This window comes from Halomicronema sp. CCY15110 (genome assembly GCF_016888165.1).
Lineage (GTDB): Bacteria > Cyanobacteriota > Cyanobacteriia > Phormidesmidales > Phormidesmidaceae > Halomicronema.
Map to the genome: position 1 here is coordinate 31,279 of NZ_JACSWC010000366.1, position 26,001 is coordinate 57,279.

The 26,001-nt window shown below is 52.6% G+C and carries 23 protein-coding genes; 10 read left to right on the forward strand and 13 right to left on the reverse strand.

Translation table 11 applies throughout. The features are described from left to right. Positions 1-389: 389 nt before the first annotated feature. From JUK32_RS17385 to JUK32_RS17395, 3 genes are all read left to right on the forward strand, one after another. Complete coding sequence (locus JUK32_RS17385) at positions 390-1,094, forward strand: response regulator transcription factor (RefSeq protein WP_204140130.1); 705 nt, start codon at positions 390-392, stop codon at positions 1,092-1,094. Between the two features lie 114 nt (positions 1,095-1,208). Further along, positions 1,209-1,748 carry a Dps family protein gene (locus JUK32_RS17390; RefSeq protein WP_204140131.1) on the forward strand — a complete coding sequence of 180 codons (540 nt, stop codon included), beginning with the start codon at positions 1,209-1,211 and terminating at the stop codon, positions 1,746-1,748. A 316-nt stretch (positions 1,749-2,064) separates the two neighbouring features. Next, on the forward strand, positions 2,065-2,934 hold the full coding sequence (locus tag JUK32_RS17395; protein WP_204140132.1) for a 4'-phosphopantetheinyl transferase superfamily protein: 870 nt from the start codon (positions 2,065-2,067) through the stop codon (positions 2,932-2,934). Positions 2,935-3,109: 175 nt separating this feature from the next. Here JUK32_RS17395 and JUK32_RS17400 read toward each other — a convergent pair whose 3' ends face one another. Together JUK32_RS17400 and JUK32_RS17405 are read right to left on the reverse strand one after the other, a co-directional pair. After that, the gene (locus tag JUK32_RS17400) at positions 3,110-4,546 is read right to left on the reverse strand and encodes an iron uptake porin (RefSeq protein WP_204140133.1); all 1,437 of its coding nucleotides are present in this window, start codon (positions 4,544-4,546) and stop codon (positions 3,110-3,112) included. A 469-nt stretch (positions 4,547-5,015) separates the two neighbouring features. Then, positions 5,016-5,300: a 4a-hydroxytetrahydrobiopterin dehydratase gene (locus JUK32_RS17405; RefSeq protein WP_204140134.1), complete on the reverse strand. Its 285-nt coding sequence runs from the start codon at positions 5,298-5,300 to the stop codon at positions 5,016-5,018. Positions 5,301-6,184: 884 nt separating this feature from the next. Here JUK32_RS17405 and nadC point away from each other — a divergent pair. Next, positions 6,185-7,009 carry a carboxylating nicotinate-nucleotide diphosphorylase gene (nadC, locus tag JUK32_RS17410; protein ID WP_239112781.1) on the forward strand — a complete coding sequence of 275 codons (825 nt, stop codon included), beginning with the start codon at positions 6,185-6,187 and terminating at the stop codon, positions 7,007-7,009. 294 nt (positions 7,010-7,303) lie between these two features. On the opposite strand, the gene JUK32_RS17415 is transcribed toward nadC, so the two are convergent. Both JUK32_RS17415 and JUK32_RS17420 read right to left on the reverse strand, forming a co-directional pair. Next, entirely contained in the window at positions 7,304-7,684 is a 381-nt protein-coding gene (locus JUK32_RS17415; protein WP_204140136.1) for a DUF2237 family protein, read from the reverse strand. Between the two features lie 565 nt (positions 7,685-8,249). Then, the gene (locus JUK32_RS17420) at positions 8,250-8,951 is read right to left on the reverse strand and encodes an SGNH/GDSL hydrolase family protein (RefSeq protein ID WP_204140137.1); all 702 of its coding nucleotides are present in this window, start codon (positions 8,949-8,951) and stop codon (positions 8,250-8,252) included. Positions 8,952-9,829: 878 nt separating this feature from the next. On the opposite strand from JUK32_RS17420, the gene JUK32_RS17425 reads away from it, so the two are divergent. From JUK32_RS17425 to JUK32_RS17440, 4 genes are all read left to right on the forward strand, one after another. Next, positions 9,830-11,308, forward strand: coding sequence for a D-Ala-D-Ala carboxypeptidase family metallohydrolase (locus JUK32_RS17425; RefSeq protein ID WP_204140138.1), 1,479 nt, complete (start codon positions 9,830-9,832; stop codon positions 11,306-11,308). Between the two features lie 13 nt (positions 11,309-11,321). Continuing rightward, positions 11,322-12,017 (forward strand): lysozyme, encoded by a 696-nt coding sequence (locus JUK32_RS17430; protein WP_204140139.1) that lies wholly within the window; start codon positions 11,322-11,324, stop codon positions 12,015-12,017. A gap of 263 nt (positions 12,018-12,280) precedes the next feature. Continuing rightward, the gene (locus tag JUK32_RS17435; protein ID WP_204140140.1) at positions 12,281-12,532 is read left to right on the forward strand and encodes a hypothetical protein; all 252 of its coding nucleotides are present in this window, start codon (positions 12,281-12,283) and stop codon (positions 12,530-12,532) included. 201 nt (positions 12,533-12,733) lie between these two features. Beyond that, complete coding sequence (locus tag JUK32_RS17440; protein WP_204140141.1) at positions 12,734-13,810, forward strand: hypothetical protein; 1,077 nt, start codon at positions 12,734-12,736, stop codon at positions 13,808-13,810. Between the two features lie 215 nt (positions 13,811-14,025). Here the strand turns inward: JUK32_RS17440 and ilvB are convergent, their stop codons facing one another. The 6 genes from ilvB to JUK32_RS17470 form a co-directional block, all read right to left on the reverse strand. Continuing rightward, entirely contained in the window at positions 14,026-15,876 is a 1,851-nt protein-coding gene (gene ilvB, locus JUK32_RS17445) for a biosynthetic-type acetolactate synthase large subunit (RefSeq protein WP_204140142.1), read from the reverse strand. Between the two features lie 370 nt (positions 15,877-16,246). Next, positions 16,247-16,966, reverse strand: a complete 720-nt coding sequence (gene rph, locus JUK32_RS17450) for a ribonuclease PH (protein ID WP_204140143.1) — start codon at positions 16,964-16,966, stop codon at positions 16,247-16,249. A 249-nt stretch (positions 16,967-17,215) separates the two neighbouring features. After that, positions 17,216-18,001, reverse strand: coding sequence for a peptide deformylase (gene def, locus JUK32_RS17455; protein WP_309224569.1), 786 nt, complete (start codon positions 17,999-18,001; stop codon positions 17,216-17,218). An 18-nt stretch (positions 18,002-18,019) separates the two neighbouring features. Beyond that, on the reverse strand, positions 18,020-19,267 hold the full coding sequence (locus tag JUK32_RS17460) for an HhoA/HhoB/HtrA family serine endopeptidase (RefSeq protein ID WP_239112782.1): 1,248 nt from the start codon (positions 19,265-19,267) through the stop codon (positions 18,020-18,022). Positions 19,268-20,122: 855 nt separating this feature from the next. Then, on the reverse strand, positions 20,123-20,704 hold the full coding sequence (locus tag JUK32_RS17465; protein WP_204140144.1) for an anti-sigma factor: 582 nt from the start codon (positions 20,702-20,704) through the stop codon (positions 20,123-20,125). 275 nt (positions 20,705-20,979) lie between these two features. After that, positions 20,980-21,651 carry a sigma-70 family RNA polymerase sigma factor gene (locus JUK32_RS17470; RefSeq protein ID WP_204140145.1) on the reverse strand — a complete coding sequence of 224 codons (672 nt, stop codon included), beginning with the start codon at positions 21,649-21,651 and terminating at the stop codon, positions 20,980-20,982. Positions 21,652-21,905: 254 nt separating this feature from the next. Here JUK32_RS17470 and JUK32_RS17475 point away from each other — a divergent pair, with 254 nt between their 5' ends. Next, positions 21,906-22,379, forward strand: coding sequence for a hypothetical protein (locus tag JUK32_RS17475; RefSeq protein ID WP_204140146.1), 474 nt, complete (start codon positions 21,906-21,908; stop codon positions 22,377-22,379). A 241-nt stretch (positions 22,380-22,620) separates the two neighbouring features. Continuing rightward, entirely contained in the window at positions 22,621-23,160 is a 540-nt protein-coding gene (locus JUK32_RS17480; protein ID WP_204140147.1) for a pre-16S rRNA-processing nuclease YqgF, read from the forward strand. Between the two features lie 147 nt (positions 23,161-23,307). Here the strand turns inward: JUK32_RS17480 and JUK32_RS17485 are convergent, their stop codons facing one another. The 3 genes from JUK32_RS17485 to JUK32_RS17495 all read right to left on the reverse strand — a co-directional run bounded on the left by JUK32_RS17485 (position 23,308) and on the right by JUK32_RS17495 (position 25,215). Next, the gene (locus tag JUK32_RS17485; RefSeq protein ID WP_204140148.1) at positions 23,308-23,574 is read right to left on the reverse strand and encodes a DUF3146 family protein; all 267 of its coding nucleotides are present in this window, start codon (positions 23,572-23,574) and stop codon (positions 23,308-23,310) included. A gap of 248 nt (positions 23,575-23,822) precedes the next feature. Then, the gene (locus JUK32_RS17490; RefSeq protein WP_204140149.1) at positions 23,823-24,407 is read right to left on the reverse strand and encodes a molybdenum cofactor guanylyltransferase; all 585 of its coding nucleotides are present in this window, start codon (positions 24,405-24,407) and stop codon (positions 23,823-23,825) included. 112 nt (positions 24,408-24,519) lie between these two features. Beyond that, positions 24,520-25,215, reverse strand: coding sequence for a hypothetical protein (locus tag JUK32_RS17495; protein ID WP_204140150.1), 696 nt, complete (start codon positions 25,213-25,215; stop codon positions 24,520-24,522). Between the last annotated feature and the right edge of the window lie 786 nt (positions 25,216-26,001).

Below are 26,001 nucleotides of genomic sequence, written 5' to 3' on the forward strand. Positions count from 1 at the left end.
GTCAGGAGTCTGAGACTGTAATAGAGTCACCCCAAGCGACAATTATGGCAATCACAAAAGAAAAAAATGGGAATTGAATAAGTTGGGAGAACCATCTGGCTATCCCAAAGCAGGTAAGATGCCTACCCTAAAAAACAAGAAATTTGGATGTTATTTGATCCCTATTCCATGCTTTTTGCCCTATGTACGTTGTCTCCGTGACCTCACAGTTGTGGTTTCAGCAATACCCAAGCGCGAGTCGTAAGATGGGATGGCAACCGTTTTTTGACCGATCGTTTTTTGACCCATCGATGTCAGTTTAATCACGATCAATTCGACCTTTTGGCATTGTTAGCAAACGCTGTATCCCTAGCTCCCGGTTTACTTAGTTAATTCATTAATCACTCCTGATGAACGATATTCGCATCATTATTATCGAAGACCACGACCTCACCCGCATGGGGCTGAAGGCGGCCCTCAGGCAACACCCTGGCATCACAGTGGTCGGGGAAGCCGCAACGGGACGAGAGGGCTTGCGGCTGCTGAACCAGTTACAGCCCGATGTCGCCATTGTGGACATCGGACTGCCCGATTTGGATGGCATTGAAGTGACCCGGCAATTTAAGGAAACCGAGGATGCGGGGCAGTTGCCAGCCACGAAAGTGCTGATGCTGACGATGCATGATACAGAGGAATCCGTGATGGCGGCATTCGCAGCGGGTGCCGATTCTTACAGCGTTAAGGACGTTGACATCAAACAGTTGGTGGAAGCGATTCAGCTCACCCACGAGGGGCAGGTGTGGATCGATCCAGCGATCGCCCGCATTGTGCTGAGCCAGGCCAAGCGCATGGCCCCCATCGCGGCTACCGGCGGCGATGCAGAGCAGCGGGGTGACGACTACACCCAAGTGCTGGAAAGTGCACCGCTGACTGAGCGTGAACTAGAGGTGCTGGAACTGATTGTAGCCGGCTACAGCAACGCCAAGATTGCCGAGGAGCTTTACATCACCGTCGGTACGGTCAAGACCCACGTGTGCAACATTCTCAACAAGTTGAGTGCCAGCGATCGCACCCAGGCGGCAGTGCGAGCCCTACGAACTGGTCTTGTTCGGTAGAAAAGCCCCTGACATCACACGTCTATCGTTCGAACGAGGCCGGTTCTCACCATGAGGGGATGTAAGTTCGCGGCAAAATTGGTTTGATAGAAGTGTTGAAACGAAAGGAGGTCCATGCGACCGATTAACATAGGACTAACAGAAGACCAGCGATGCAGCGTCATTGAGTTATTGAACCGCAATCTGGCAGATGTCTACCTGCTGCTGGTCAAAACTCGTAAGTATCACTGGGACGTCGTTGGTCCACAGTTCCGGACTTTGCACGAGTTGTGGCAAGAGCAGTATGAAGCTCTATCGCTCCAAGCCGATGACATTGCAGAGCGCATTCGTGCGTTGGGTGGCTATCCCCTCGGAACGATTGAAGGATTCTTGCGGTATGGCTCAATTAAAGAGCATCCCAACGATTTGCCGAATGCCAATGAGATGGTAAACCGGCTCTACACGGATTACGAGCAAATCGTCCGCAATCTGCGCGATCACATTGCCCAGTGCTCCGATCGCTACGGCGATGAAGGTACGGCAGACTTCTTAACTGGTCTGATGGAAGGTTACGAAGAAGCTGCCTGGATGCTACGCTCCTTCGTGGAAGGTGAAGCCTTACAGGGTCGTCCCGTGGCATCAGATAATGCCAGCAACGTTCCTGCTGGGGTATAAGCTAAAGCCGCAAATGGCCAATCGTGTTAGTTAGCCTTTGCTGAGCAAAGCACAATCAAAAAGGGGGCATCCATGGATGCCCCCTTTTTGATTGCGAAATTGTTTATCGGCGCAGTGTTCCCGCTTACAGGCATCCCTCAGGCAGTCAAGCCTATCGTCGATTGCACGCCTCTCATTGGGCGAGTCTGTTACTGGGGCAAGCGGGGTAAACGGCAATATAGAGTCGTTGCTGACCCATATGCCACCAGTCAGACAACTGGAAGAGACCGCTTCCATCTGTTGTTTCAGGATAGTTGGCGGAACACCTACTGCCTGCTTGCACACTCAAACGATCACAAATGGCTGCTATATCGGTACAGTAAGGGCTAGAAATCACCTGAGCAGCCAATTGGACGGGCGATCGCAGCAAGCAGCACAGTCATCGTTGGATTTAACGGCACCACAGGCGATCGCATGGCCAGAGCCAGGAACTGTGCATGTGTGGCAATTGCGTTGCTCTGCGGCGCAGGCGGTGTGCCCCCAGTGGCAAGCTTGGCTATCGCCTGATGAACAAGCACGCCTGAATCAATATCGTCGCGCCGCTGACCGCGATCGCTTCCTTTGCAGTCGTGGCGGGTTGCGCTATCTCTTAGCAAGTTATTTACAACAGCCGCCAGCCAGCCTCCAGTTACGGTATGGAGCCCAGGGTCGCCCAGCCCTCGCCTCAGCATCCGTGCCCCTACATTTCAATGTGGCACACAGTGGCGACTGGGTAATCTGGGCCTTCAGTCGCTGCCGGTGGATTGGGGTAGACGTGGAAGTATTACAGCCCCGGCAGCGATTGCGATCGCTGATCCAAAGGTGTTTAACCCCAAAAGAGCAGGCCGCGATTGCGCAGGAGCCAACAACCCAACTTGCTCAATTTCTCTCCATGTGGACCGTGAAAGAGGCACATCTGAAAGCAGTGGGACTGGGATTGAGCTACCCCCTGCAAAACGTGCAAGTGGCCTTGCAGCCCACACCTACGCTTGTGCGCCCCGCTCAAGTGTCTATCTATGGCGTAACGGCCTGGTATGTCGATGTGTGGCAGCCAGACCCAGCCGCAATCGCGGCGCTTTGCGTGGGTCAGTCGCCTTGCAAGGTGGAATTATTTAACCTGACCACTCGCGACGGTGGTCAGGTTTTTCACATCATTAGGGCTGACTGAAGCAGTCATGGCTGCAAAGGTTAATAATCTAGTGATGGTGCGATCAAGGTATTGTCAGGCCACCATCTGAGGAAAAACAGGCCCAGCAAAATGGGCCAGGAAAATTTCTCATCAAAAAAGGGGGCAGTTACTTCCCCCTTTTCAGTTCTAGCTAAACAGATGTATCAAGGTCTGCTTAGAAAGAGAAGGTTGCACGGAGTGCACCGTACCACTGACTACCATCACCAGGATCAGCCAGAGTACCTGTATCCAAATCGCCGTAGATAACAGCAGGAGTAATGGTCAAGAATTCGTTGACCGGAACACCCAAGTAGACTTCGAACATGGAAGGATCGAGTCTATCGTTGTAGTCGGGCAAATCAGCGTAGTAAGCACCAAGTGTAGACCCTTCAAAGAAGATGTCATTAATACCGGCACCAGCCATCCAAGAGAAGTCATCATCGTCGCCGTTGTCATGCCAAGCAGCAGTACCAGCCACGAAGAACTGACCAAAGTCAAGGTTTAACAGACCGGCGTAGGTGTTGGTGAAGTTTCTGTCACCGTCACCATTACCACGCATGTAGGCAACAGCAGCATCGATTAAACCATCGCTGATGTAGCTACCTTGAACGATGTAGGATTGGCTAGCTGCGCCAGCGATACCATCACGGGGATCGTTGGAGCCATTTTCGCCGTTGTCAGCGGAGTAGCCAGCATCGATGACAAAGCTGTCGCCAAGGGCCGCACTACCACCAAAAGCGAAACCGCCGCCACCCATATCGAAGTCGTAAAGCACAGGACCGCCAGGATCAGCGACACTAGGACCGTCGAAAGGCACGATGGTGCTGACAACGAAGTCATCTGTGGCGATGCTGTTAGCAGCCACGATGAAGTCGAGGTTATCACCGACACCAAAGCTGTAGTAGAAGTCATCAATGACGACATCTAAGTTATCGGTACCGGAAGAATTAGCCAAGCCACCAGCAAAGCCTAAGAGGCCAAAATCGTCATCACCGGCTTGCAGACGAACGCGCAAACGATCATCACCCGTGAAGCTGGAGTCAAAGTTCAAGCGAGCCCGAGCAGTGAACGCCAGATTTTCGTCGGTATCAGAAGTGATTCCGGTGTTACCGCCGCCAATTTGGATAGTAGTTTCGCCAAAGGGAGCAACTAGGTTGCCGTCAACTTGACCACGCAATTTGGTGGTAGTCGAGAACTGCTGAGCACGCAATTCAGCGGTTTCAGCTTCTAGCGCATCAACGCGACCACGCAGAGTAGCCAATTCAGCAGCAAACTCTTCTTGCAAGCGCTGGATGGTCGCCAGAGTATCAGGATCCAGACCACCGTCAGCAATCAAGAACCGGATGGAATCCAAACAAGCATTCAAACCAGCGGCAAACTCATAACGAGTCATGAACTGGTTACCACGGTAAGTCCGAGTACCCAGGTCACCCTCGATACAACCGTAGTCTTCTACCAAGGACTGCAGAGCGCCGAAAGCCCAGTTGTCCGGAGTCGGAGATACATCGACGAGCTCGTCGATGGTGCTAACTTGAGCGTTAGCCGAACCAGCAAATCCCATGCCCAGTAGGACGGGACTCGCCAACAATACTTTCCACAATTTGTTAGACATTTACCCTTTACTCTCCTCACACCTTGAGGTTAAGGTCAAAACGTTGCCAGAACTGAGTTCTAGCATCTTTGTGACAGCTACGCAATAGTCTAAGACTTACATTTGCAGCCACACAGCAAAATACTAGCAGATCTATTTGCTGGACACTAGCCCATGAGCCTTAAAAAAATCTGGCACATCACCATTAATTCTCTACAACAAACCATTACAAGTGCGCTCATCCCAGTCATATGAGTGCTCCCGTGGTTCTGGCCGATACTCTTGCAGTCATGGCTGACAACACAAATCCGATTGTGTATCAACAATTTTGCCCAGCACTCAGGGCTGAACCAGGCAAGAGGATGCTACTCGTCTTGCCCGGTGAACCGAATATCTAAAACCGCTATCCTAAAATATGGAAATCCCGGCTGGCGCTAGGAGAGAACGAGCACGGCTTAATTTCCAGCCCATAGCCTGCACCAGCTCGTCATTAGCTTGCCAGGGTATCAATAATCTCAGCGAGGTCAAAATCTTTATGGGTCAGACCACCAGCATCGTGGGTGCTGAGGGAGATGGTGATCTGATTGTAAGAAATGGCCAGGTCGGGATGATGTCCGGCAGTTTCGGCAGGTTCAACTAATTTATTAACAAATGCGATCGCGCTGGGGAAGCCATCAAAGATCTTGATGGTTTGAATCGTTTTGCCTTCTTGTTGCCAACCGTTGAGCGCTTGCAACTTAGTCTGAATTTCGACGGCGGATAATAAAGCAGTCATAAAAGTCTCCAGCGAATAGTCACTTCCTTGACCTTAGCGCTGATGCCGTCCTGTGTATCTGGGTCAATAGTTAGGAACTATTTGTAGCGGTTGCCCTATGACCAGACTGTTGGACGAAGATCCAGACTCTGGAATGAATTAGAGAGATGACATCATTAGCTAGCTGAGAACCCCCTTTAAAACTATCCGCCCCTACTCGTGGAAGGCAAAGCCTTCAAAAAGTAGGGGCGGTGTAGCGGGTCTCAGGCTGAAACCAGACTGCCGGAAGGAACTCCAGGATCCAGTTTCAATCGGTCAGGCAATCTGAAATGAGATTGACGCTGGTTCCTAGTGAACAGCCCCGGCACGCAGCCGGCTTACCTCAACCTGAAGACCCATGCATTTACTACTATCACTCATGGGCATCACCTCCTTTAGTCCTAGACGGTTTTTTTCTAGGTGTACGGTGCAGCTGTGAACTGCACTGGGGTTAAGCTAACACACATTTTCCTGAAATTTGGAGTCTCCCGAAAAAAATCTGTCGGGCTATGGCGATAGTTGCCTCGCACAAGCAGGACTGGGCTCTGTAGGAGGTTAACGAAGTGGCAAACGACTGGCATCTTCCTTGCTCTCAAACTCCACAGTTTTGTGGGATGTGGATGTGCTGGGGACTTGGGCACGGTGTCATAATGAAGAGCTGCGTAAACGCTTTGCCGCTGAGAGAGTGCTCAGCCAGTTTTTAGGAAGGAGGACCAAATAACTTCAAATTATTTGGGCAGGCGGCTTGCCTGCCTTAGGACAGCCAAGACGGATATCCCAACGTACTCAATTCTCGTTCCTTAGTATTCACTGTTTTTGATCAAGCAGGTGTATTTGTGATCCCTCCAAACGTGGTTTTAGATCCGATGTTGCAAGGTTGGTTACAGGAAGACATTGGCCGGGGCGATCGCACCACTGCGGGCCTTGGCACCATTGCCGATCAGCCCCACGGGGCAGTATGGATCGCCAAAGCACCCGGGGTGGTTGCTGGGTTACCGATCGCGCAACGGGTCTTTGCACTACTAGATGCGACGACAGAGTTGACACCGCTAGTGGCAGAAGGCAGTCACTGTGAACCGGGTACCGCGATCGCCGAAATCACTGGAACGTTGGGGGCATTGCTGACAGGGGAGCGAGTAGCCTTGAATTTGGCCATGCGGCTCAGCGGCATTGCCACTCTGACGCGACAGTACGTCGACAAAATTGCTGACATCCCGGCACAACTCGTTGATACCCGCAAAACGACGCCCGGTCTGCGCCTGTTAGAAAAATATGCGACCCGCGTCGGGGGGGCCCGTAATCATCGCCTGGGTTTGGATGATGGCGTCATGATCAAAGACAATCACATTGCGGCAGCGGGCAGCATTGCGGCGGCAGTCGCGCAAATTCGTCAACAGATACCCTACCCGCTCACCATTGAAGTAGAAACGGAAACGTTAGCCATGGTGGAGGCGGCACTCGCGGCGCAGGTGGACATTATTATGCTGGACAACATGCTGCCGTCGGAGATGGCCCAGGCCGTGACCCTGATTCGGCAGACGCAGCCACACATCAAGATTGAGGCGTCGGGCAATGTGACACTGCAAACGTTGCGCACTGTGGCGGCAACGGGAGTGGACTACATCTCTACCAGTGCCCCCATCACGCGATCGCCCTGGCTCGATCTAAGTATGCGTATTCGGCAGTCGTGAGACGCTCTAGGGCCTGTCATCATTTAGTCATCAAAGCCTTACGGCAAAAGGACGACAGGCCCTCGTTTATTTCAGGAGTGCGGGCGCGGTAATGCTGATCCACGTGAGTTCGACGAAACGTTGAAAATTTTCGCAGAGTCCTCTGCATTTGCAAGATTCTCACCAGGTCATCAGGGTTTGAAGCCTTTCTCCCTTCGGGAGAGAGGTTTGGAGAGAGGGCAAAAGGCGTCTGTCGAACTGACGCTGATCCCACCAGGACTCTGGAATTAATTGATGACGCGCCCTAGCGCTCCCCTAACTCGCGGCTTCCTGATCCAAGGCACATGCCTGCAAAATTTTGAGCGGAATAACTTGTAACGCCGTTTCGTGGGTGGCAGCTAACGCCACTGGCGGAGCGACCCCGTCGTCATAAGCTTGCTGCCAGCGGGCGGCGCAAACACACCAGCGATCGCCTGGCTTCAGCCCAGGAAAGCTATACATCGGCATGGGAGTGCTCAAGTCATTACCTTGCGCCTTGGTGTAGCTCAAAAACGCCTCGGTCATTTGGGCACATACCGTGTGTGAGCCAAAATCACCAGCCCCAGTGTTGCAGCAACCGTCACGATAAAACCCCGTCATCGGCTCAGTTGAACAGCTCTCTAACGGGCCACCTAATACGTTTTTGGCATCTGCCATCGTAATTTCCCCCTTTGTCACACAACATTAAATATTGTGACAAGCGATCGTCAATGTGGCGAGAATAGATGTGCAATCACGTATGCACTCCTTTGCCCAACGCAGGCAACCTTGCCCAGTGGGGACACAAGTTTTTGTGCGCTAGGTGAGAGAGTGATGAACTCTACTCTCGGTTTGAGTGAGAATTTTCCCCTTCGAAGCCTCAGCAGGCTGAACTATCGGCTTCATTGAACGAGGGAGGCATCGGGCCTGGATAGCAGCCAAGGTGGAGGGGCTCAAAGTCGAGCATTCTTGGACAGCCATAAGTCCATCGCAGCGATTCATACCCATCACCTCAAAGCCTTCAATCGTAATGTGCCAAGCAAGTCACCGAATTACAGCGGTTTTTGAATGTGCAGCGCTTGATTCACAAGTGATTGCGTCCCTAGTGGGGTTGAGAGAGGCAGCCGACACCCACTAGAGCAATAGGCCTCATATTTCAAGAATCTCGAAAAGTCGTCCGGAATTCTCTCATCCAGCAAAATTTACTGCCTCACTCCTCAACAAGACGGTGCTGGCAAGGCTCTTACCTTAAGCATTTTTTCAGAGCTGGCAGAATCATCTTTCGGTAAGCGTCGTAATCGTAATGATGATCAGTCGGATGTTTGTTGAGTAATCGATGCTCAACGATGCCATCAGCTCCTAGGGAGGCTTGATCAAAATCGAGATATTCAATTTTATGCTCTTGACAAAACGCTTTCATACCCTGGTTAAACTTCAGTGTTAACTGCGTTCTTTCTTCCTGAGTTGCTTTAACTGCTTTTCTTAGATTTGCAACCTTGCCCCATTCCTGCCCATCCTTAATCGTGGGCAAAGGAGCACTTAGACAAATTAATTGACGCTGATCTGAAAATTTCAATAAAAATTCTTGGTAAGAAACCAGTGCTTTTTCGAGCATTTCTTCAACTGAGATACCGTATTTTTGGGCTCTATACCAAATCACAAATCCGGCATCCACTTCCCCCAACAGGATAATAACCTTTCGGGCTTCTGGAGTTTTCTCAATACAATCTATAAAAGTCGGCAATGCTTGCGTTTTGGAATTCGGATTTTGCAATCCTGATGCGGTGGCACCAACAACACTGACAACCTTGAAGGCAGTCAAGGGAAAATACGCACGGATAGCAGCTCCTCGAAATACGCCGGTATGAGAATCACCAATTACCAGTACATTTTGGCGACAGACTAATTTCTGAAGTCGCAGAGAAATATGTTTAAGTGTCGCCACAGCACGCACCTTTCTTGATTTAAGCAAGTTATATAAAAAAGCGTACCCCGATAACAAGCCAGCCTTCTTTCATTTTCGCGTTTTGCACATTTTTAAACATCAAAAACTATAGTCGAATTTCGAAGCTAATGGCTCTCTATCGTTCGTTAAATGTAAGAAAGACAGTGCTGTTAGAGCTGCTAGCAAGTCTAGGATGTACTTCATCAAAACTTTGATTTTAAACATCAAAGCCTGAAACATTTAGGATGTTCTTTTCTAAAATGCCCGCTCCTTTGCGTCATCTATCATGCCAGAGAGATATAGTATTTTTCGATGTTTGCTTGCATGAGCACAGTGATGCCGAGCAAGTTTACACACGTTGGATAGGCACGCCCTGCGTTGGTGTGAGATTGAGCCTTACTGGAACGAATCAGGAGGCGCGGACTTACATCTAGCCCTGTTCCACACCAAGTCAAAAAGAGCCGTTGGGTATATTCCACATGATTCGCTCTGCGGGAAAAGTACAGCTTGGCTTGTGGCATGCTTTTGTAGCAATGACTTCAATACGCTCAGCCCACTTGAGGGAGTTGGGACATGATTCAGTTTAGAGATGTGGTTGGCTGCCCTGATACAGACGATAGAGGGTTCGAGGCTTCTGACGTGAAGTCGCTCACCCATTTACATCGCAGCAAACCCAGATCCTATCGGCTCACATCCAGTAAACACGGCGTGAATGGAACGAATGTGTGATTTATTGATTTTTTCAGTGGCGATCAAGGTCTGCTTTTGCCATGTAGAGACATAATGAGACAGTTTCACTAAATAGAATGCTACGGGGCAACTTGATCGGTCTTTACGGGGCGATCGCGTGACGCCGTCTGATGAAGGAGACGATCGGTATGGGCACCTGGCTAAAGGAGACCGACAAAGCCATCTATTTAATGGATGGCAACTACTACATTGATGCGATTTATAAACAACCTTCATCGACGAATCCCTTAGAAGAGGTGGCGAATATTGCCACCATGAAGGGCTGGTTTCAGCGTCCTGATAAGCCAGGGGCCATGACGATCGCGGTGGACATTGGCGCTCCGGAGCCGACACCGAAACCTGATGAGCCCTCAAAGCCACCGACGATCCCCGAGTTGCGTGGGATGCAAATGCGCACGACGGCAGACACTTTTTTCAAGCTGGCTCTCAAAGATTCGAGTCAGTTGACAGATAAAGAAAAGGTATTTGTTGACAAGGGCCAAACATTTGACATTCAGTACTACACCGATGTGGGCACCAGCCATTGGGAAATTGCCTTGTTGGAGCCGACGATTGGCGATCGCCAAACCACTCGCTGGTATGTCTATGTACCTCATGTCGAACTGTTGACCCGCATCTTGCTGACGGTGACGAGCGATACCCTCTTTAAGACTGAGCCAAAGCTGTCGATCGACTTGCCGCCAGAGGCTAAAGTGTTTGTCAAAAATGGCACCCAATTACGGTTAATCAGCTTTGAGCCCGCCGCGAGTAACCACACCAAAATTGAACTGGCTGACGCCTCCTTAGGCCCCAATCAGCGCACCACATGGTATGCCTACACCCCAGACATCAAGATTCTGGGCCAGCGCCAAACCCTAGCAACGGTCAATGACACTATCTTCAAAACGAAGACGGCACAATCTTCGCAGTTACCCCCCAACGAAAAGGTGTTTGTCAAAAACAAAACAGTCTTTTTGCTCAATTCCTACATGCAACCGGCCGAGATGCATGTACGAGTGGCACTGCAAGGGGCATTTTTAGGACCGGAAAACCGCAACACTTGGTACTGCTTTTTGCCTGATGTGACGATTTCGGGGACAGAAATTGGTAATCGACCGGATGATAGCAATCCCAGCAGCGGGGGACAAGCACCGGGCGATCGCGGCATTCCGATGCAGTTTCCTGGCTTTACTGGCACCTACTATTCCAACGACCCGATTTATCCGACCAACCAATTTGGTGAACCTGGTAACTTTACCTGGGGCGAGGCGTTACACGCTGATCCGGCCATCGGCTTCTATCGCCGCCCCGCCAATGCCAACGTGGTTTACAGCATCCTCGATATGGCCCGAGTGATGGAAGACATCCGTCGCCGCTATGGCAACCGACCCATCCGCATCAACTCCTGGTATCGCGATCCCGTTACCAATGCTGCCGTCGGCGGGGCCTCCCAATCACGACATCTGACCGGGGATGCGATCGACTTTGTCGTGCCTAGCATTCATCCCTTCGATGTGTTTGCCGATTTGGATCCGTGGTGGGGCAATCGCGGCGGTTTAGCCAGTTCCTCCGTGTTTACACATATCGACATGCGCGGCTATCGCGCTCGCTGGGACTACGGATATTAGGGAAAGCAAAACCATGGGCACTTGGATTAAAGAAACCGACAAAGCGTTTTATCTGATGCAGGGCGGCTATTGGATTTCGCGCTTGACGAAATATCCATCAACCACTAACCCGTTAGAACAAGTCGTCAATACTGCCGCGCTAGAACAGTGGCTCATGCGCCCCGATGCGCCCACCGCAATCACCTTTTCCATGGGCACAGGCTACCCCGAGCCCGAGCCGATTCCCGATAAGCCTGCGCCCCCACCCGGTCAAATCAATGAAGATGGCATTATCATCGTCAAAAGCTTTGAAGGGCTGAGGCTGCAAGCCTATCAAGACTCTGTCGGCATTTGGACGATTGGCTATGGCCATACCTCGATGGCGGGGCCGCCCGACGTGTATCCCGGCATGGTGATTAGCGAAGCGGAAGCGGATCAAATCCTACGACGCGATTTAGATTTGTTTGAGGCGGGTGTGACCCGAGGCATTGCGATCGCGACGAACTCTGACCAGTTTTCGGCGATGGTATCTTTTTCATTCAACGTGGGTTTAGGCGCTTTTCGCGACTCTACCCTGCTGCGCAAGCACAACGCCGGTGATTTTGCCGGAGCTGCCAATGAATTTTTGCGTTGGGTCTATGCCGGCGGGCAGTTTTTGCCGGGACTAGAACGGCGACGCAAGGCGGAGCGGGCATTGTACTTAAGCCAAGACTACACTATCTACCTGTAGACGCCGCCTGGGCATAGTCAGTGATCCCCCGTAGTGTCAGTTTTTTTCAGTCAGCCAGTCACAGCATCTTTCCGCATTTCAACGGACGAGATTGGCCCGCATCATCGATTAAGTTTACTGATATGCGGAAAAGAAAAACCGTTTATGTCGGAGTGAGACTTTAGCCGCTCTTCTAGTTAGTTCTGGATCTTGGGTTCTCTGCATTGAGATCTCGTCTGCTCACGTTCAGCTCACCGTTCATTTTTGAGAAGCCAACACTAGCCATGTTGATTTATTCAGTCACCGCCTGTCTAACCTTCAGCTTTATCACGCATGTCTTTCTACAAGACCAGAGTGCCCGTAAAGATGACCTGAAAGCGTGGTTATTTATTGCGTTCGCGGCAGCGATTTGGCCACTGACCCTCCCCAATATGGTTCGCAAAATCGTGACCAAATCGTTTCAGCATCAGCATAAAAGTCGTGATGCAGCGCCTCAGTCAGGAACGTTCTTCGCTTACGAAACCCTCCGCAAGTAGTTTGTCCCGGTTAGTTACGTCGTGGTTTCCCCCTTGCTGCTTAGGTAGTGAGGGGGTTGTCTTTGGCCGCCAAACCATCACTCTTTGGCAGGATAGCTGGGCGCGATCGCCCGACTCATCCCACCAGATCCACCGGGTCCAATGCGCGATGGACTCATGCTCATGGGAGAATGTTGGCCCTGTGCCATTATCTCTGAGTCTATGAACGCTGCCTCTCGCCCTGCTGCTGACCAAATTACTGCGGCCCTTGACCCCAGCACTGACCTCACGTTTGAACTACCCAGCCCAGAGGATGAAAATCTCTCGGAGTATGAGTTTCAGCAACAGATTGAAACTGCATGGCAAGTCTGCGATCGCTTTGATTTGCAAACGGATATTTGGCGCGGACGAATTTTACGAACGGTACGCGATCGTGAAAAGCGGGGGGGCGATGGCCGCGGCTCAGGCTTTTTAAACTGGTTGAAAGATCGCGAAATCACAAAAAGCCAAGCGTACTCACTCATCGAACTCGCCGATAGTGCCGATACCTTGCTGCAAGAGGGAATGCTAGAGCCCCAATCCGTCAACAATTTCAGCAAACGAGCGTTTGTGGAGACGGCTCAATCTGCCCCTGAAGTCCAACAACTCGTCAGCGATGCCGCGCAACGGGGAGACCACATCACTCGACGTGAGGTGCGCCAAATCTCTGACGAGTGGACAGCAATGAGTTCTGACTTGTTACCCACAGAGCTCAAAGAAAAGGCTGCCAATAACACGATTCCCACCCGCTACCTGGCCCCCCTGGTCAAGGAAATGCAAAAGCTGCCCCCGCCCCATCAGGAAACCCTGAAGACCGAGATCTCTCTCAATCCTGACATCGACACTTTAAAACAAGTCACCGCTGAAGCCCGCTACTTAGCCAAATATTTGGAAGCAGCCGTACAGGTGCAAGCCCTTAGCAGTGACGAACTTGATTTAGAGCAAGCGCTCGAAGAAGCTTTGCGAATTGGTTGCCTCAACGCCACCGCTGATTTAGTCAAACAGGCGTCACAGCTTGAACAGGCCACCGCCAAACTCTACGGTGCTTGGACCCAGATGAATAAATTGGCCGAGCGGGTTTATGTCGATAGCGGTGCCAGCACGCCCCATCTGCGCCGCCTACTGAATCACCTAGAACCGTTGACTAGCCAGACCATCGAAGTGCAGCTGGGTGATCCTGAAAGTCCCTTGTCTCATATGGTGCGGTTGCAGTTGCTGTCAGCCGATGGCGGCAGCGAAGCTGCCGAGTCCTCTCCCTAGAAACTTCGGATCTGTTTTGAAAAGTGCCAGGACGTATTCACGCTTGTCCCCAGTCAAGCACTGGAGTAAATGCTGATGAACTGGGGCTGATTAACCGAGTCCACCCCTGATTGCTTGTCTTTAAAACCAAACTGGGAGAGTTCAGTGCTACTGACTCTCCCAGTCAACTGATGATGTCTGACCGGCCTGAGGTCGTCAGACAGGTTTCCTGCAAGTTACAGCTTAGTGCCGCACTCGGGGCAAAAGCTATGGCTCGAAGGATTTTTCGCCCCACAGCTGCTGCAATACATCAGCTCAATGGTTTGTACATCCGGCGACTTTTGAGGTAAGCCCAGCATTTGGGCGTTGCTCTTGCCGGGGGCCACCATGGGGTAGCAATTTTCATCTTTGCGGACGTGAACATCCATGAGGACAGGGCCATCGTGGGCCAGCATGTCCGCGATCGCCTGGTCTAAATCGGCTCGATGCTCCACCACCATGCCCTTCACCCCATAAGCTTGGGCTAGCATGACAAAATCCGGCATCCCGGACTGCATGTTGGATGAGGAATATCGTTCGCCATAGAAGGTTTGCTGCCACTGGCGCACCATGCCCTGCCAGCCATTGTTGATAATGACGGTTTTGACGTTGATGCCGTACTGAGACAATGTGCCCAGCTCTTGAGGGTTCATCTGGAAGCTGGCATCGCCGCTGATGCAAATGGTGACTTCATCAGGATGAGCTACCTGCACTCCCATTGCGGCGGGCATGCCAAAGCCCATCGTGCCTAACCCAGCACTGGAAATCCAGCGGCGGGGACCATTTTTCAGGAACTGCGCCGCCCACATTTGGTGCTGGCCGACATCGGTGGTGTAGTAGGCCTGGGGCGCTTGGCGACAGAGTTCAACAATCACCTCTTGGGGCGCAATCATGTCGTCGTAGGTGGGCACCACCAGGGGATAATCTTCCCGCCAGCGCTGAATGCGATCGCGCCAAGCTTGCGTTTGGCTTGGGTCTCCGGGCTTATTGGCTTCGTGCAAACGAATGAGTAACGTCTGCAATACGCGGCGCACATCACCCACAATGGGTACGTTTGGGATCCGATTTTTGCCCACCTCTGCCGGGTCAATATCGATATGAATGACCTTGGCTCGGGACGCAAATTCGTCCAGTTTGCCCGTCACGCGATCGTCAAAACGCGCCCCGACGGCAATCAACAAATCACACTCACTCACGGCAAAGTTGGCATAGGCGGTGCCATGCATTCCCAACATGCCGACCGAAAGCGGATGATGCTCATCAAACGCGCCCTTGCCCATCAGAGTCGTGGTGACTGGAATGGAGAAGTACTCAGCAAGCTCCTGAATTTCGGCGTGGGCTCCGGCGGTGATGGCTCCCCCCCCAACATATAGAAGGGGCTGTTTAGCCCGACGCAGCAAGCGAATGGCATGATCAATCTGCCGCGGATTGCCCTTAACCGTGGGCTTAAAACCAGGTAAATGGACATCGCCCGGTTCTACCGGAATGTAATCAAATTCTTCGACCCCAACATCCTTCGGTACATCAATGAGCACTGGCCCCGGACGACCACTCCGAGCAATATAGAACGCTTCCGCCACCACGCGAGCCATGTCTTGGGGCGATCGCACCACATAGGAATGCTTCACGATGGGCAACGTGATGCCAAAAATATCCGTTTCCTGAAACGCATCGGTGCCGATCGATGGTCGCGGCACCTGACCCGTAATGACCACCATGGGAATTGAATCCATGGCGGCGGTGGCAATGCCCGTGACCAGGTTCGTCGCCCCTGGCCCAGACGTCCCAAAACAAACGCCGACTTTGCCAGTGGCGCGAGCATAGCCATCGGCCGCGTGAGACGCGCCTTGCTCGTGGCGCACCAAGATATGACTAAGTCCCCCGCGCTGTTCGGCTTTGTAAAGCTCATCGTAAATTGGCAGAATGGCCCCACCAGGGTAGCCAAAAATATGCTCGACACCATGACGCTGGAGACTGTCGATTAGAGCAAAGCCGCCAGTTACTCGTTGAGTTGTAACGTTATCAAGTGCTTTAACAGAAGTTGTCATGGAATTTGTGAACACACGCGCTTAAGTGGGCAGAAGTTTAGGCCAATTTGTGCTGTACGAAACTGTTGCGAAACACAAAATAGCAGGTAAGACTTTCACTATAGTACGAGATTCATCTGGCACCAATATGGATCCCGCCCTTCTCTGCGGCAGATCCTTGAAATTCTTTACAGGCTAATTATTGAGATCGACTCAACCTATTTGAGCAGTCCGGAATAGGCAGCAACACCGCTTTCTTGCCAGTCTCCTGCAAGCGATCGCAATCCGGCCCAGAACCATCACCTAAGACTGTGGTAAGTCACGCTTTGATAACAATGTGGATGAGCTGATTTTTTGCGGTTGACGCGATCGCGTCACTGTTGACACTGCCTTAATTCGCCAACGCTTGACGTTGCTGCACTAGCAAATCTTGAATGCCGGACTCAGCTAGATCAAGTAGTTGGTTGAGTTGCGATCGCGAGTAGCTCCCTTCTTCCGCCGTGCCCTGTACTTCAATGATGTCGAGGTTGCCGTTCAGCACCACATTGCAGTCCACCGCCGCCGCCACATCTTCCTCGTATTTCAGATCGAGCAGAGCTGCACCATCCACAATCCCCACGGAAATCGCCGCGACTTCTTTCACCAAAGGCAACTGGGCCAATTCTCCTGATGCCACAAGCTTATTCAAAGCATGTTTGAGCGCGACGTACCCGCCGGTGATCGAGGTGGTGCGAGTCCCCGCATCTGCCTGCAAGACATCCGCATCCACCGTAATCGTCCGTTCACCCAATGCTTCAAAATCCAAGGTCGATCGCAGACTGCGACCAATCAGCCGTTGAATCTCTTGGGTGCGACCCGACAGTTTCATGAGTTCTCGGCGCTGCCGTTCGGGGGTGGCTCCTGGCAACATGCGATATTCTGCCGTCAGCCATCCCCGACCCGAGTCACGCAGAAACGGTGGAACTCCATCAGCGATCGACACCGTACACAGCACTTGAGTATTGCCACAGCGGGTCAGCACCGAACCAGCAGCAAATTTCGTGAAATCCAGCTCAAAGGAAACGGGGCGCAGTTCGTTTGCTTGCCGACCATCGGGACGCTGCCATGTCATAGATGCTGCCTCAAGTTGCCAAAACCTCACTCAGAATACAGGAGGGCTTCCACGGTTGGGAAGGCGTTGACAAGGTTAACTCGGGACGGTTGAAAACTTTTGGCGAGAGAAGCGTTGGCGCGTATCACTCTGGGAACTGTTCTCATCACAACACCGAGGGCAGCCCGTATCGTGTCTCGTAAAGGTTGCTCACGGGCACCTCAACAATCGGTAGAGTGGCCACGCTGGGTGCGCTCCCACCCGATCGGTCTACTGGACGTTAATCGCGGGCATGCTGTCCATTTGGGCAAAATATTCAGCGTCGGTGAGCAGTTTTGCCGCGTCTGCAACGTGATCGACAAAGACGGTGCCATTGAGGTGATCGAGTTCGTGTTGAAAGATGCGGGCGACAAAATCGGTGAATACTTGCCGCTGGAGCTGGCCGCGCCGATCGCCATATTCCACCTCAATTTCCTGCCAGCGATCGACCTGTCCCCGCTGGTCGGGCACGCTCAGGCACCCCTCCCAGCCTGCGACCCATTCGTCTGAGTGAGCAATGATACGCGGGTTGATCATCGGCGTGGGCTCCATACGGGGCGCGTGGGGATACCGCAGGTTGGGATAAGACGCCACAATGAAGAGCTGCAGGGATTCCCCGACTTGGGGGGCCGCAATGCCTACACCATTCGTTTTCTCCGCCGTCCACATTAAATTTTTGATTAACTGTTGGAGGCGATCGTCAATATTGACCACTGGTTGAGCCCTGTGGCGTAAACGTGGATCACCCAATGTCAACACTGAGAGCTGTTTTCGACGCATCTGAGCAGGCCACATAATTACGATGTCTGAAGTTGCTAATGCCAGCGTAGCCCGATTTTTACTCAACGTAATCAGTCGGTTACAGCCCTCAGCAATTCTCAGTATGACTTCGCTGGGATAGGAAATACCGCTCAGGGTGAACGGCACACGTCCAAAATGAGAACGGCTGTACAGCCCTGTGATCGCTTGCCAGCTATCCACAAGGCGAGTGCCGCATTGCAACAGGGTGATGGGCACAGCATCGCAATTGCCGAACTAGCGCATGGGAATAGGTGCAGGCCGTAGGGTGATCTCCAGCTGCCGCCCTTGGCGATCAACCTCGGCCACTAACGATTCCCCAATGTCAGTATTTTGGACAATCATTTGCACAGTTTCTGCTTCTCGGACGGGCTGCCCGCCTAGAGATTGCACGACATCGCCCGGTCGGAGCCCAGCTTGGGCGGCGGGTGAATTGCCCTGCACGCCCAGCACGATGACGCCACTGTCGACGGTGATCTGCTGATCACCAGAGTTTTGCTCGTTCAACACTTCACGCAGGGCCGGGGTGAGCGATCGCATTTGGATGCCAATGTAGGGATGCTCAACCCGACCGTTGGCAATCAACTCTTGGGCAATATCGCGAGCCGCATTGATCGGAATGGCAAACCCCAAACCCTGGGCACCGCCGATGATCGCCGTATTCACGCCAATGACCTGGCCCTGCTCATTCAGCAGAGGCCCACCCGAATTCCCCGGATTAATGGCCGCGTCCGTTTGAATGAAGCTCACCCGCTTATCGGGTACCCGCACCTGGGAGCTGGATCGCCCCGTCGCGCTAATAATGCCAGCGGTCACGGTATTGTCCAACCCGAGGGGATTGCCGATCGCGATCGCCCACTCACCGGGCCGCAACTGCTCTGAATCACCCAGGGTCACAGTGGGCAGGCCCGACGCCTCAACGCGAATCACCGCCAAGTCCGTTAGGGGATCTTGCCCCAATACTTCGCCCGCAAATTCGCGGCCATCTTTCAGCGTAACCAATACGCGATCGGCCCCTTCGATCACATGGGCATTGGTGAGAATCAACCCCTGGGCATCAATGATGAACCCCGACCCCGTGCCCCGCTGAACCCGAGTGCGGGGTTGCTCCGGCAAGCCACCAAAGTCGCCAAAAAACTCTCGGAAAAAGGGACTGTTAAAGACATCAGGGGTGCGTTGTACCACCGTACGAGCCGCATCAATGCGCACCACCGAGGGACCCACCCGCTCGACGGCATCCGCAATAAAACTGGTACTTTGAAACGTCGGCGGCGACCCTTGAGCGACCGTCAGCGAGACTTCTTGAGCGATCGGCGGCAACTCCTCTTGCACCCACTCTGACAATCTCGCCTCCGATGGCGTGGTCTGATTAAAGAGCACTAACGCCCCTGTCCCCATTAGCGTCAGTAAGCTGTAAGTGACCATACGACGGCGTTTTGGCAACGCCCGGTGGGAAGTCGGATCGGTTGGGTTTGAGAGTGACATGGGAGCGGTTCTCCTCTGGGCGAGCGATGGCAAAAAATTAGAATGCTCAAAATGGCCGCGATCGCAGCGATTATTGAGCAACTCATCTAAAAAAGTTGAAACCAGGGACGTTTTCCATCAATCAACGGCCTTACCTGATTTCGCTAAATCACGACAACAGACCAACACATCGAACCTGTGATTCGCGCTATCACATATTCTTCAAGCTGTTGGACGCAGCCGTGACTAACAAGTTCCTATTTACACAATAGCGAACTATGGTTGCTTCTTTCAAAGCGACCATAGTTCACGGTCTGGCAAATATCCCCCGGCCAAATCACGACTCTGACTGATCGGGACTCTCAATTATTTTGATAAGTTTCAGGCTATTGGGATGCCTTATCGCTGCTCTCATTGCATGAAGAAGCGACAAGGCGATACGCATATTGGATACTTGACAAACAGCATTAGCCGACTACACCTGCCGTCTCATCTCGGCAATGATCGGTCGGCGATCGCCCAAAATAAACGCTTGTCCAAGCCGCTCATGCACCCTCGCTCAACTGGTGGAGTGCAGGAACATGAAGGTTGAGTCTATCCATCCTCTGCACTGACGGATACTGCTGACCATCACCGCCACAGCGAAACAAGCCCACGTGAGTTCGATGAAACGATACCGATGCCCGTCAACGACTCTGCACCAGAAAATTCCTCACGTATTCATTAGGATTTGAAGCCTTTCTCCCTTCGGGAGAGAGGTTTGGAGAGAGGGCAAAACGAATCTGTCGAACTGACGTAAGCCCAGATCGCAACCAGATCCGAGAGTGAACAAGATCTGCCAACTCTGGTAGCGACTTACCTTTCAAACTAATTGCATTACAGCGCGGTTTCGCCGATGACAGACGACTCACCCTCTTGGGGCAAGACGGAGTCCATGTTTCGCACCGCTGCAGGTTTTGGAATGAGAATCGGCGGCTGATCTAAGGCAATTTCTAAATTGTCTCCCGCCTTGGAAGCCGACATGGAGCCCAGCCCCATACGCTCAATTGGATTCAAGGCTCCCGAGAAGACCCCCACAACCAAAACAGCAGCGGCGGTCATGCCTGCCATCCAAGTCGCGCGCACACGATGGTTTAGCTGAGACACCACTCGTTCTGCCGCGTCACATGGATTGGTGGTCTGCCAATGTTCCGTGCCTAATCCTTGAAAACCTCGACGCAACTGCAACAAACGCTGATAAAGACATTGGGCTTCTGGATCTTCATCTAACCAAAATACGACGAGTCGCCGCTCGTCAGGGGAGACCTCGCCGTCTAGGTATGCACTAAGCAGCTCGAAGCGATCGCGCTTAGTCGCATCTAAATCTCTCTCGAGCCCTGTAGCCGTCTGCTGCGAGCAAATGACCGACTGTGGCTGCGTTCCCTGGGGCTGGTGGGAAGGTTGATAGCGTTCACTCATACTGGATTCAACTCAGTGGCATCAAAACCGATAATGATACAGACGCGGCAATACTACCGATAAGTTCCGACTTAACTGGGGTTAGCCTAAAAGCCGAAACCGGTTAAGTAAATCCGTAACTTTTAGGGGTACCGAGCAAGCTACACATTCACCTGTGTACGTCAACGCGAAAACCACTGCTTTAGTGGTGACTTCTTATCATAGTGTTAACGTCTCTGAGAAACAGCCCCCCCATCGATAAGAATTTATGACCGATCGCCGCCAAGTGAACCGCATTAAGTCAATGATTCGGTTTTTAGATACAGATCTAAATCCTGCTGGAGCCGCTGCCGGGCCCGAGCGATGCGAGATTTCACCGTCCCTAACGAAGTATCTGTCATCTCGGCAATCTCTTCATAGCTCAAGCCTTGAATCTCACGCAGCACAATCGTCGTGCGAAACACTTCGGGCAAGCCCGCGATCGCCTGCTCCAATTCGGCATAAAACTCTTGAGTCATCAGAATATCGACCGGGTTCGGCGCATCCGAAGCCACTTCCCAGTCCATTTCTCCGTCCGATAACCGGCGGGGAGCATCCAACGATAACGGGGATTGATGGCGCTTGCGCTTACGCAACTCGTCATAAAACAGATTGGTGGTGATTCGCCCCAACCAACTCTTGAAGCGCTCAACGGTTTGCAGCTTGTGCAAATTACGATAGACCCGAATCCAAACCTCCTGGGTCAAATCCGCTCGATCGGACCAATCGGGGGCCAGATGGTAGAGCAGCTTCTCCACATAGCTTTGATAACGTTTGACGAGCTCAGCGAACGCCGCCTTGTCAGGCCGATGTTGCTGCTGGCAACGCTGAATCAATTCATAGTTTGACAACTGCGTCGGGGCATCATGACGTAACGCTGACAACGCCGAACGAGCCGATGACCATGGCGTAGAAAATGAATAACTCATAGATCCAGATAAAGCCGTGAATAATGATGAGGAAGGATAGAGCTGCCCCCAAGGACAAAACATTGCTCTAATCGCAAGAACTTAGTCATGACATGCGGGTTGATTAGTGTTGTACAGCGATCAGCCACCGCTTGGGTTTAAGGGATGTGCCTATCGTTTTTGTGGCACAGCATTTCGAGGTCAGTTGACTTAAGTGAAGTCTCTCTGGTCAAGTGATGAGGGTATACTCAAGCCATCGAGATTACCCCAAGCCCATGCGTTATCTGGCAAAGATTGAGCGAGCCTCTTTCTTGGGAAAGACCGTTTTGCAACCCCTGGCACGACAGGTTGATGAGTATCTTTGGGAGACGATTCCCAACCATGGGGCGATTGAAACTGACATTGCCGTCAGGGTAGGTCAGGGTGCGCTCGTGCTGGCCACCGTTGACCAACAGAACGACCAGTTGCAAGTTGTGGCAATCGACGATGTGGTGCCTTGGTTGTTAGATCTTTTAGAAAAATTTCTGTCGCAGGGAATTACGCCAGATTTTCTCACCCATGAGGCCGAACGTGCAGAACAGTGGCGACAATCGCTCACCCTCGAAAGTCAGGAAGTGGAGCGACGAGCTCTGGAAACCGCTGCCCGTCGCGATGAAATTCAAGAGTTGGAACGCAATCTGAAAGTGGCTCGCGCCGAACTAGAGCAGCGGGAGGCTGAGTTTTTGGCCCGTCAACAAGACGCGGAGTAAATGCTGCTGCTGGCTAACTGAGCCCGCCACTCGTACACAGCGTAGAGTTCGGGCAATCTCCTCAGGTGAGGGCAGCGAGGGGGAAGGGGAGCCACAGGGCAGAATAGATGCATGATTGCCAAAATCTGGTTGCGCTAGCGCTGGCCGGGATCGGGTTGCCCCCCGGACTGGAGCTGTATCCCTAAGTTGGGGGCGAAGGTCGCGTCGGCGAGCACCTCTCAGCCGCTAACCTGGAGCCGCCATGGCTGACATCCCCGCGATCGCCACTACCAGCATTGCCAAGTTGGAGGTGCGCTCAGTTCTGGCAGATAATGCAAGCAAACAATGTTTAGAGTGCGAAAAGTCTGTGATTGCTAACGTTCGAGCCTGCTCTCAGCCTACGATCTTGGGATTTGATCCGGGACGTCAGAAATGCGGGCTAGCGGTTATGGGCCTCGATCGCACGCTGTTTTATCGTGCGGTCATTGCGGCGGACGAGGTCCTCGCGACCATCCAGCAGCTACAGCAAAAATATCCCATTTCGTTGATCGTCATGGGTGACCAAACCTCTGCCGAAGATTGGCAACAGCAGCTGACTCAACTGGCCGAACCCTTGCGCGTGGTCTTAGTCGATGAACGGTACTCTTCGTTAGAGGCGCGCGATCGCTACTGGCAAATCAATCCCCCGAAAGGACTACAGCGACTGATGCCCCAAGGGATGCGACAACCCCAAGAGCCGATTGACGACATTGTGGCCATGTTGCTGATCGAACGCTATTTGAATCGCCTGGTCGAAGGGTAAGAAAACCTGAAAGCGTGCAGGCAGTGATGCCTATCGAACTCTCTCTGCTGAAGGAACTTAAAGGGTCTCAAATCGACTATCGAGAAGGCTGGGCGGGTCTGCTCGACTCGGCGTAGCCGGATGTCGCGGAGCCAGCAGCGCTCTGTGCTAAAGCCGCGCCCGGATGGTAAAGGAATAATCGCCCCCGGCTTCGAGTTGATAGTCACACTGTTCTAAAAAGCGGCCCAGCGGCTCTCGAATTAACGCTCGCCCCAGAGAAGGCTCAATTTTCAGCCCCCCTTTGGGAAACTGCCATTGAAACTGCCAAACATACTCGTTGGCGCAGACTTCACCCTCTAGGCGACCCTGCTGCCAAGATTGATAAGTAACGCGGACATGGGCAGTGGTTTCAGGCAATGAACGGCGACGTGTCACAGGGCAAATGCCAGGTTTTAACAGCGGACAGACAACCAAACCAGGGCACGCGATCGCCCCTAATTAGCACTGTCTTAACAGCTAAGATAGCCGCGCAAGCCCTCAGAGATCTACCGTCTCACACACTTTATTTTCAGGGCTTGTGAATATTTCTCTCCCTCACAGGAAAATTGTCATCCGCTCAAAAAGTGATCTGAGGGCTCATTTTCTTGGCCGAGAGGCGAGTCTGGCCGCCCCGCGATCGCGGCTTATGGCTGCGTCAGGCGTTGCCAATCGGCTGGGGTGTTGCAGTTAGCCAGCAGGCCGACTGGCACATCCGGAATCGCCACCACAGTTGACTGGTCGAGCCAGCCCTGGAACGATCGCTGCCCGGTGGCTAAGTACGCTTGCAAAGACGACACACAAGCGCGGCGATAAAAGCCACACAGCGGTTCCCAACCCAGCGGCGTTTGGGGCACGTAGGAGATCGCCGCAGCGGGCAGGGTCGCCAACGCTTGCGACCACTGCTGCAATGGTGCCGCCTGCAAGTTAGGCAGGTCACACGCCAGCAGCAACAGCCAGTCCCCAGAGGCGGCAGGGACGGCCAGTAATGCTTGGTGAAAGGCCACCAGTGGCCCCGCCGGAGCGGCTTCGTCTAACCATTGCGCCGTGGCTGGCAAGTGTGATTGATAGAGATCGCGGCGCGACGTCACAATCTGCACATCCGGCGTCAGGCTGTGAGCCACCTCCCAGGTGCGGCGCAGCAGCGAGATACCCTCCAGCTCCAGCAGGGCCTTATCTTGCCCCATGCGCTGACTCTGCCCTCCGGCTAAAATCACAGCTGCCAGTTTCATGCCCTAGAGTCCTCTACCATCCAGTGAATCTGGCTTTAGGTATCCTGCCGGGCTGCCCATCAGAGCTGGGCAACTCCCAGCTGGCCACTTCCTGGCCCCGTTCACCTGACTGCTAACGCTGGGTCTGACGGCTGCGATCGACCCACAGCAAACCTTTGGCAAAATATAGGCTCGCGGTGATGACCGCCAGCAACACATAAAAGCCTCGAATACTCCAGCCGGTAATTCTAAACACCATCGTAAATAGCCCCGGCTCTAAACCACTGAAACGAGTCAGCTCAGAGCGGAACCATTTGTCATCTTCGTCAATGTTTTGCAGCGCCCGCAAATCGGTCGGCAAGATGGGCACCTGTACCGTGTAGCGAAAGAACCCCATCACCCCTTCGGTCCCAGTCGCTTGCCGCAGCAGGGTATCGGTCACCTGCTGAGCTTGCGTCGGCAGGAGCTCGGACTCCACCGCCACCTGATTGATCCACAGGTGGTACCGCACGGCATACCCGGTCATAAAGAGCAGCGGCACCGCAATCACAAACGGAATGAGCTTAATCCACAAACCACAGCGACGCGGCAACCACACGGTGAACGCGCCGAGACTCACGCCTAAAATCGCAAACACGATCACATTCGTGACTTCCATCAGTTCGAGACTCTTCAGCAGTCCCCCCAGCAGGGGCAAATTATAGACAAAGGTTTCGGCAGCCCAGGCGATCGCCCCCTTGGCGACCACCATGCCACCAATCAGTAGCACTGTAGCGACTACGTAGCGCAACACTTTGACAGATTTTGCCGATGATCGAGTAGACGACACTGTTGATCGCTGGGTTGACGAAATCCGAGTAGTCATAGCGCACAAAAAAATTAGCGGCGAATATCAGGAGTCGAAAGCTGGGTGTTGAATAAGGTCCACAGTTGCCCACACAGAGCTCTCACCCTGCATTATTGAGACGGGATCATGAGCTCATCACACATGCTAGCGCACCAAACCAGGACTTACGTACTACATAGTTTAGCCGGTTGAGTGTCTTGACACATCTCTGATTGAGCCAGAGCAAGGCGCGATCGCACCCAGTTGCCTACGAGGGTACTTGAGAATTCCGTGCATGACCGCTGATTTCGCCAAATTCCACCTTTATTGTCACAATTCCAGTGCGATGAGGGATATCCAGTTTGCGCCCTTCACCATGCGACTGTCTTCTGCCGAGTCTCAGAAGAGTAAAACTCAATGGGCCTAGATTTGCCCTGCGTGCGTCAACTGGCACAGTTCTCAAACGACGAAATTCCGTGAAACTAACAGACTGCCACTGTAAGTAGTTGGGCCTATTTAAACGGTAGTCTGGTGGCTGATTTCGACTCCGCTCAACCAGCAATATTGCTTGTCAGGTCAGAAGTTGAGGGTTGAGCGGAGTCGAAACCCGTCTACGAAATAATTGTGCCTGCCCACTTAATCAATATCTAACATGGTATTAATTACAAAACAAATATCAATTTTTACTTGAGCTATATATCTTTTGGCATCGATGAACCTGAAAACCCTGACGGCCTTCATTGCCCTGGCGGAAGAACTGCACTTTGGCCGCGCCGCCCAGCGCTGCGG

Coding starts and splice junctions, on each gene's coding strand:
- JUK32_RS17385 (WP_204140130.1), top strand. CDS start 390: ATGAACGATATTCGCATCATTATTATCGAAGACCACGACCTCACCCGC.
- JUK32_RS17390 (WP_204140131.1), top strand. CDS start 1,209: ATGCGACCGATTAACATAGGACTAACAGAAGACCAGCGATGCAGCGTC.
- JUK32_RS17400 (WP_204140133.1), bottom strand. CDS start 4,546: ATGTCTAACAAATTGTGGAAAGTATTGTTGGCGAGTCCCGTCCTACTG.
- JUK32_RS17405 (WP_204140134.1), bottom strand. CDS start 5,300: ATGACTGCTTTATTATCCGCCGTCGAAATTCAGACTAAGTTGCAAGCG.
- nadC (WP_239112781.1), top strand. CDS start 6,185: ATGTTGCAAGGTTGGTTACAGGAAGACATTGGCCGGGGCGATCGCACC.
- JUK32_RS17415 (WP_204140136.1), bottom strand. CDS start 7,684: ATGGCAGATGCCAAAAACGTATTAGGTGGCCCGTTAGAGAGCTGTTCA.
- JUK32_RS17425 (WP_204140138.1), top strand. CDS start 9,830: ATGGGCACCTGGCTAAAGGAGACCGACAAAGCCATCTATTTAATGGAT.
- JUK32_RS17430 (WP_204140139.1), top strand. CDS start 11,322: ATGGGCACTTGGATTAAAGAAACCGACAAAGCGTTTTATCTGATGCAG.
- JUK32_RS17435 (WP_204140140.1), top strand. CDS start 12,281: ATGTTGATTTATTCAGTCACCGCCTGTCTAACCTTCAGCTTTATCACG.
- JUK32_RS17440 (WP_204140141.1), top strand. CDS start 12,734: ATGAACGCTGCCTCTCGCCCTGCTGCTGACCAAATTACTGCGGCCCTT.
- ilvB (WP_204140142.1), bottom strand. CDS start 15,876: ATGACAACTTCTGTTAAAGCACTTGATAACGTTACAACTCAACGAGTA.
- rph (WP_204140143.1), bottom strand. CDS start 16,966: ATGACATGGCAGCGTCCCGATGGTCGGCAAGCAAACGAACTGCGCCCC.
- JUK32_RS17460 (WP_239112782.1), bottom strand. CDS start 19,267: ATGTCACTCTCAAACCCAACCGATCCGACTTCCCACCGGGCGTTGCCA.
- JUK32_RS17465 (WP_204140144.1), bottom strand. CDS start 20,704: ATGAGTGAACGCTATCAACCTTCCCACCAGCCCCAGGGAACGCAGCCA.
- JUK32_RS17470 (WP_204140145.1), bottom strand. CDS start 21,651: ATGAGTTATTCATTTTCTACGCCATGGTCATCGGCTCGTTCGGCGTTG.
- JUK32_RS17475 (WP_204140146.1), top strand. CDS start 21,906: ATGCGTTATCTGGCAAAGATTGAGCGAGCCTCTTTCTTGGGAAAGACC.
- JUK32_RS17480 (WP_204140147.1), top strand. CDS start 22,621: ATGGCTGACATCCCCGCGATCGCCACTACCAGCATTGCCAAGTTGGAG.
- JUK32_RS17490 (WP_204140149.1), bottom strand. CDS start 24,407: ATGAAACTGGCAGCTGTGATTTTAGCCGGAGGGCAGAGTCAGCGCATG.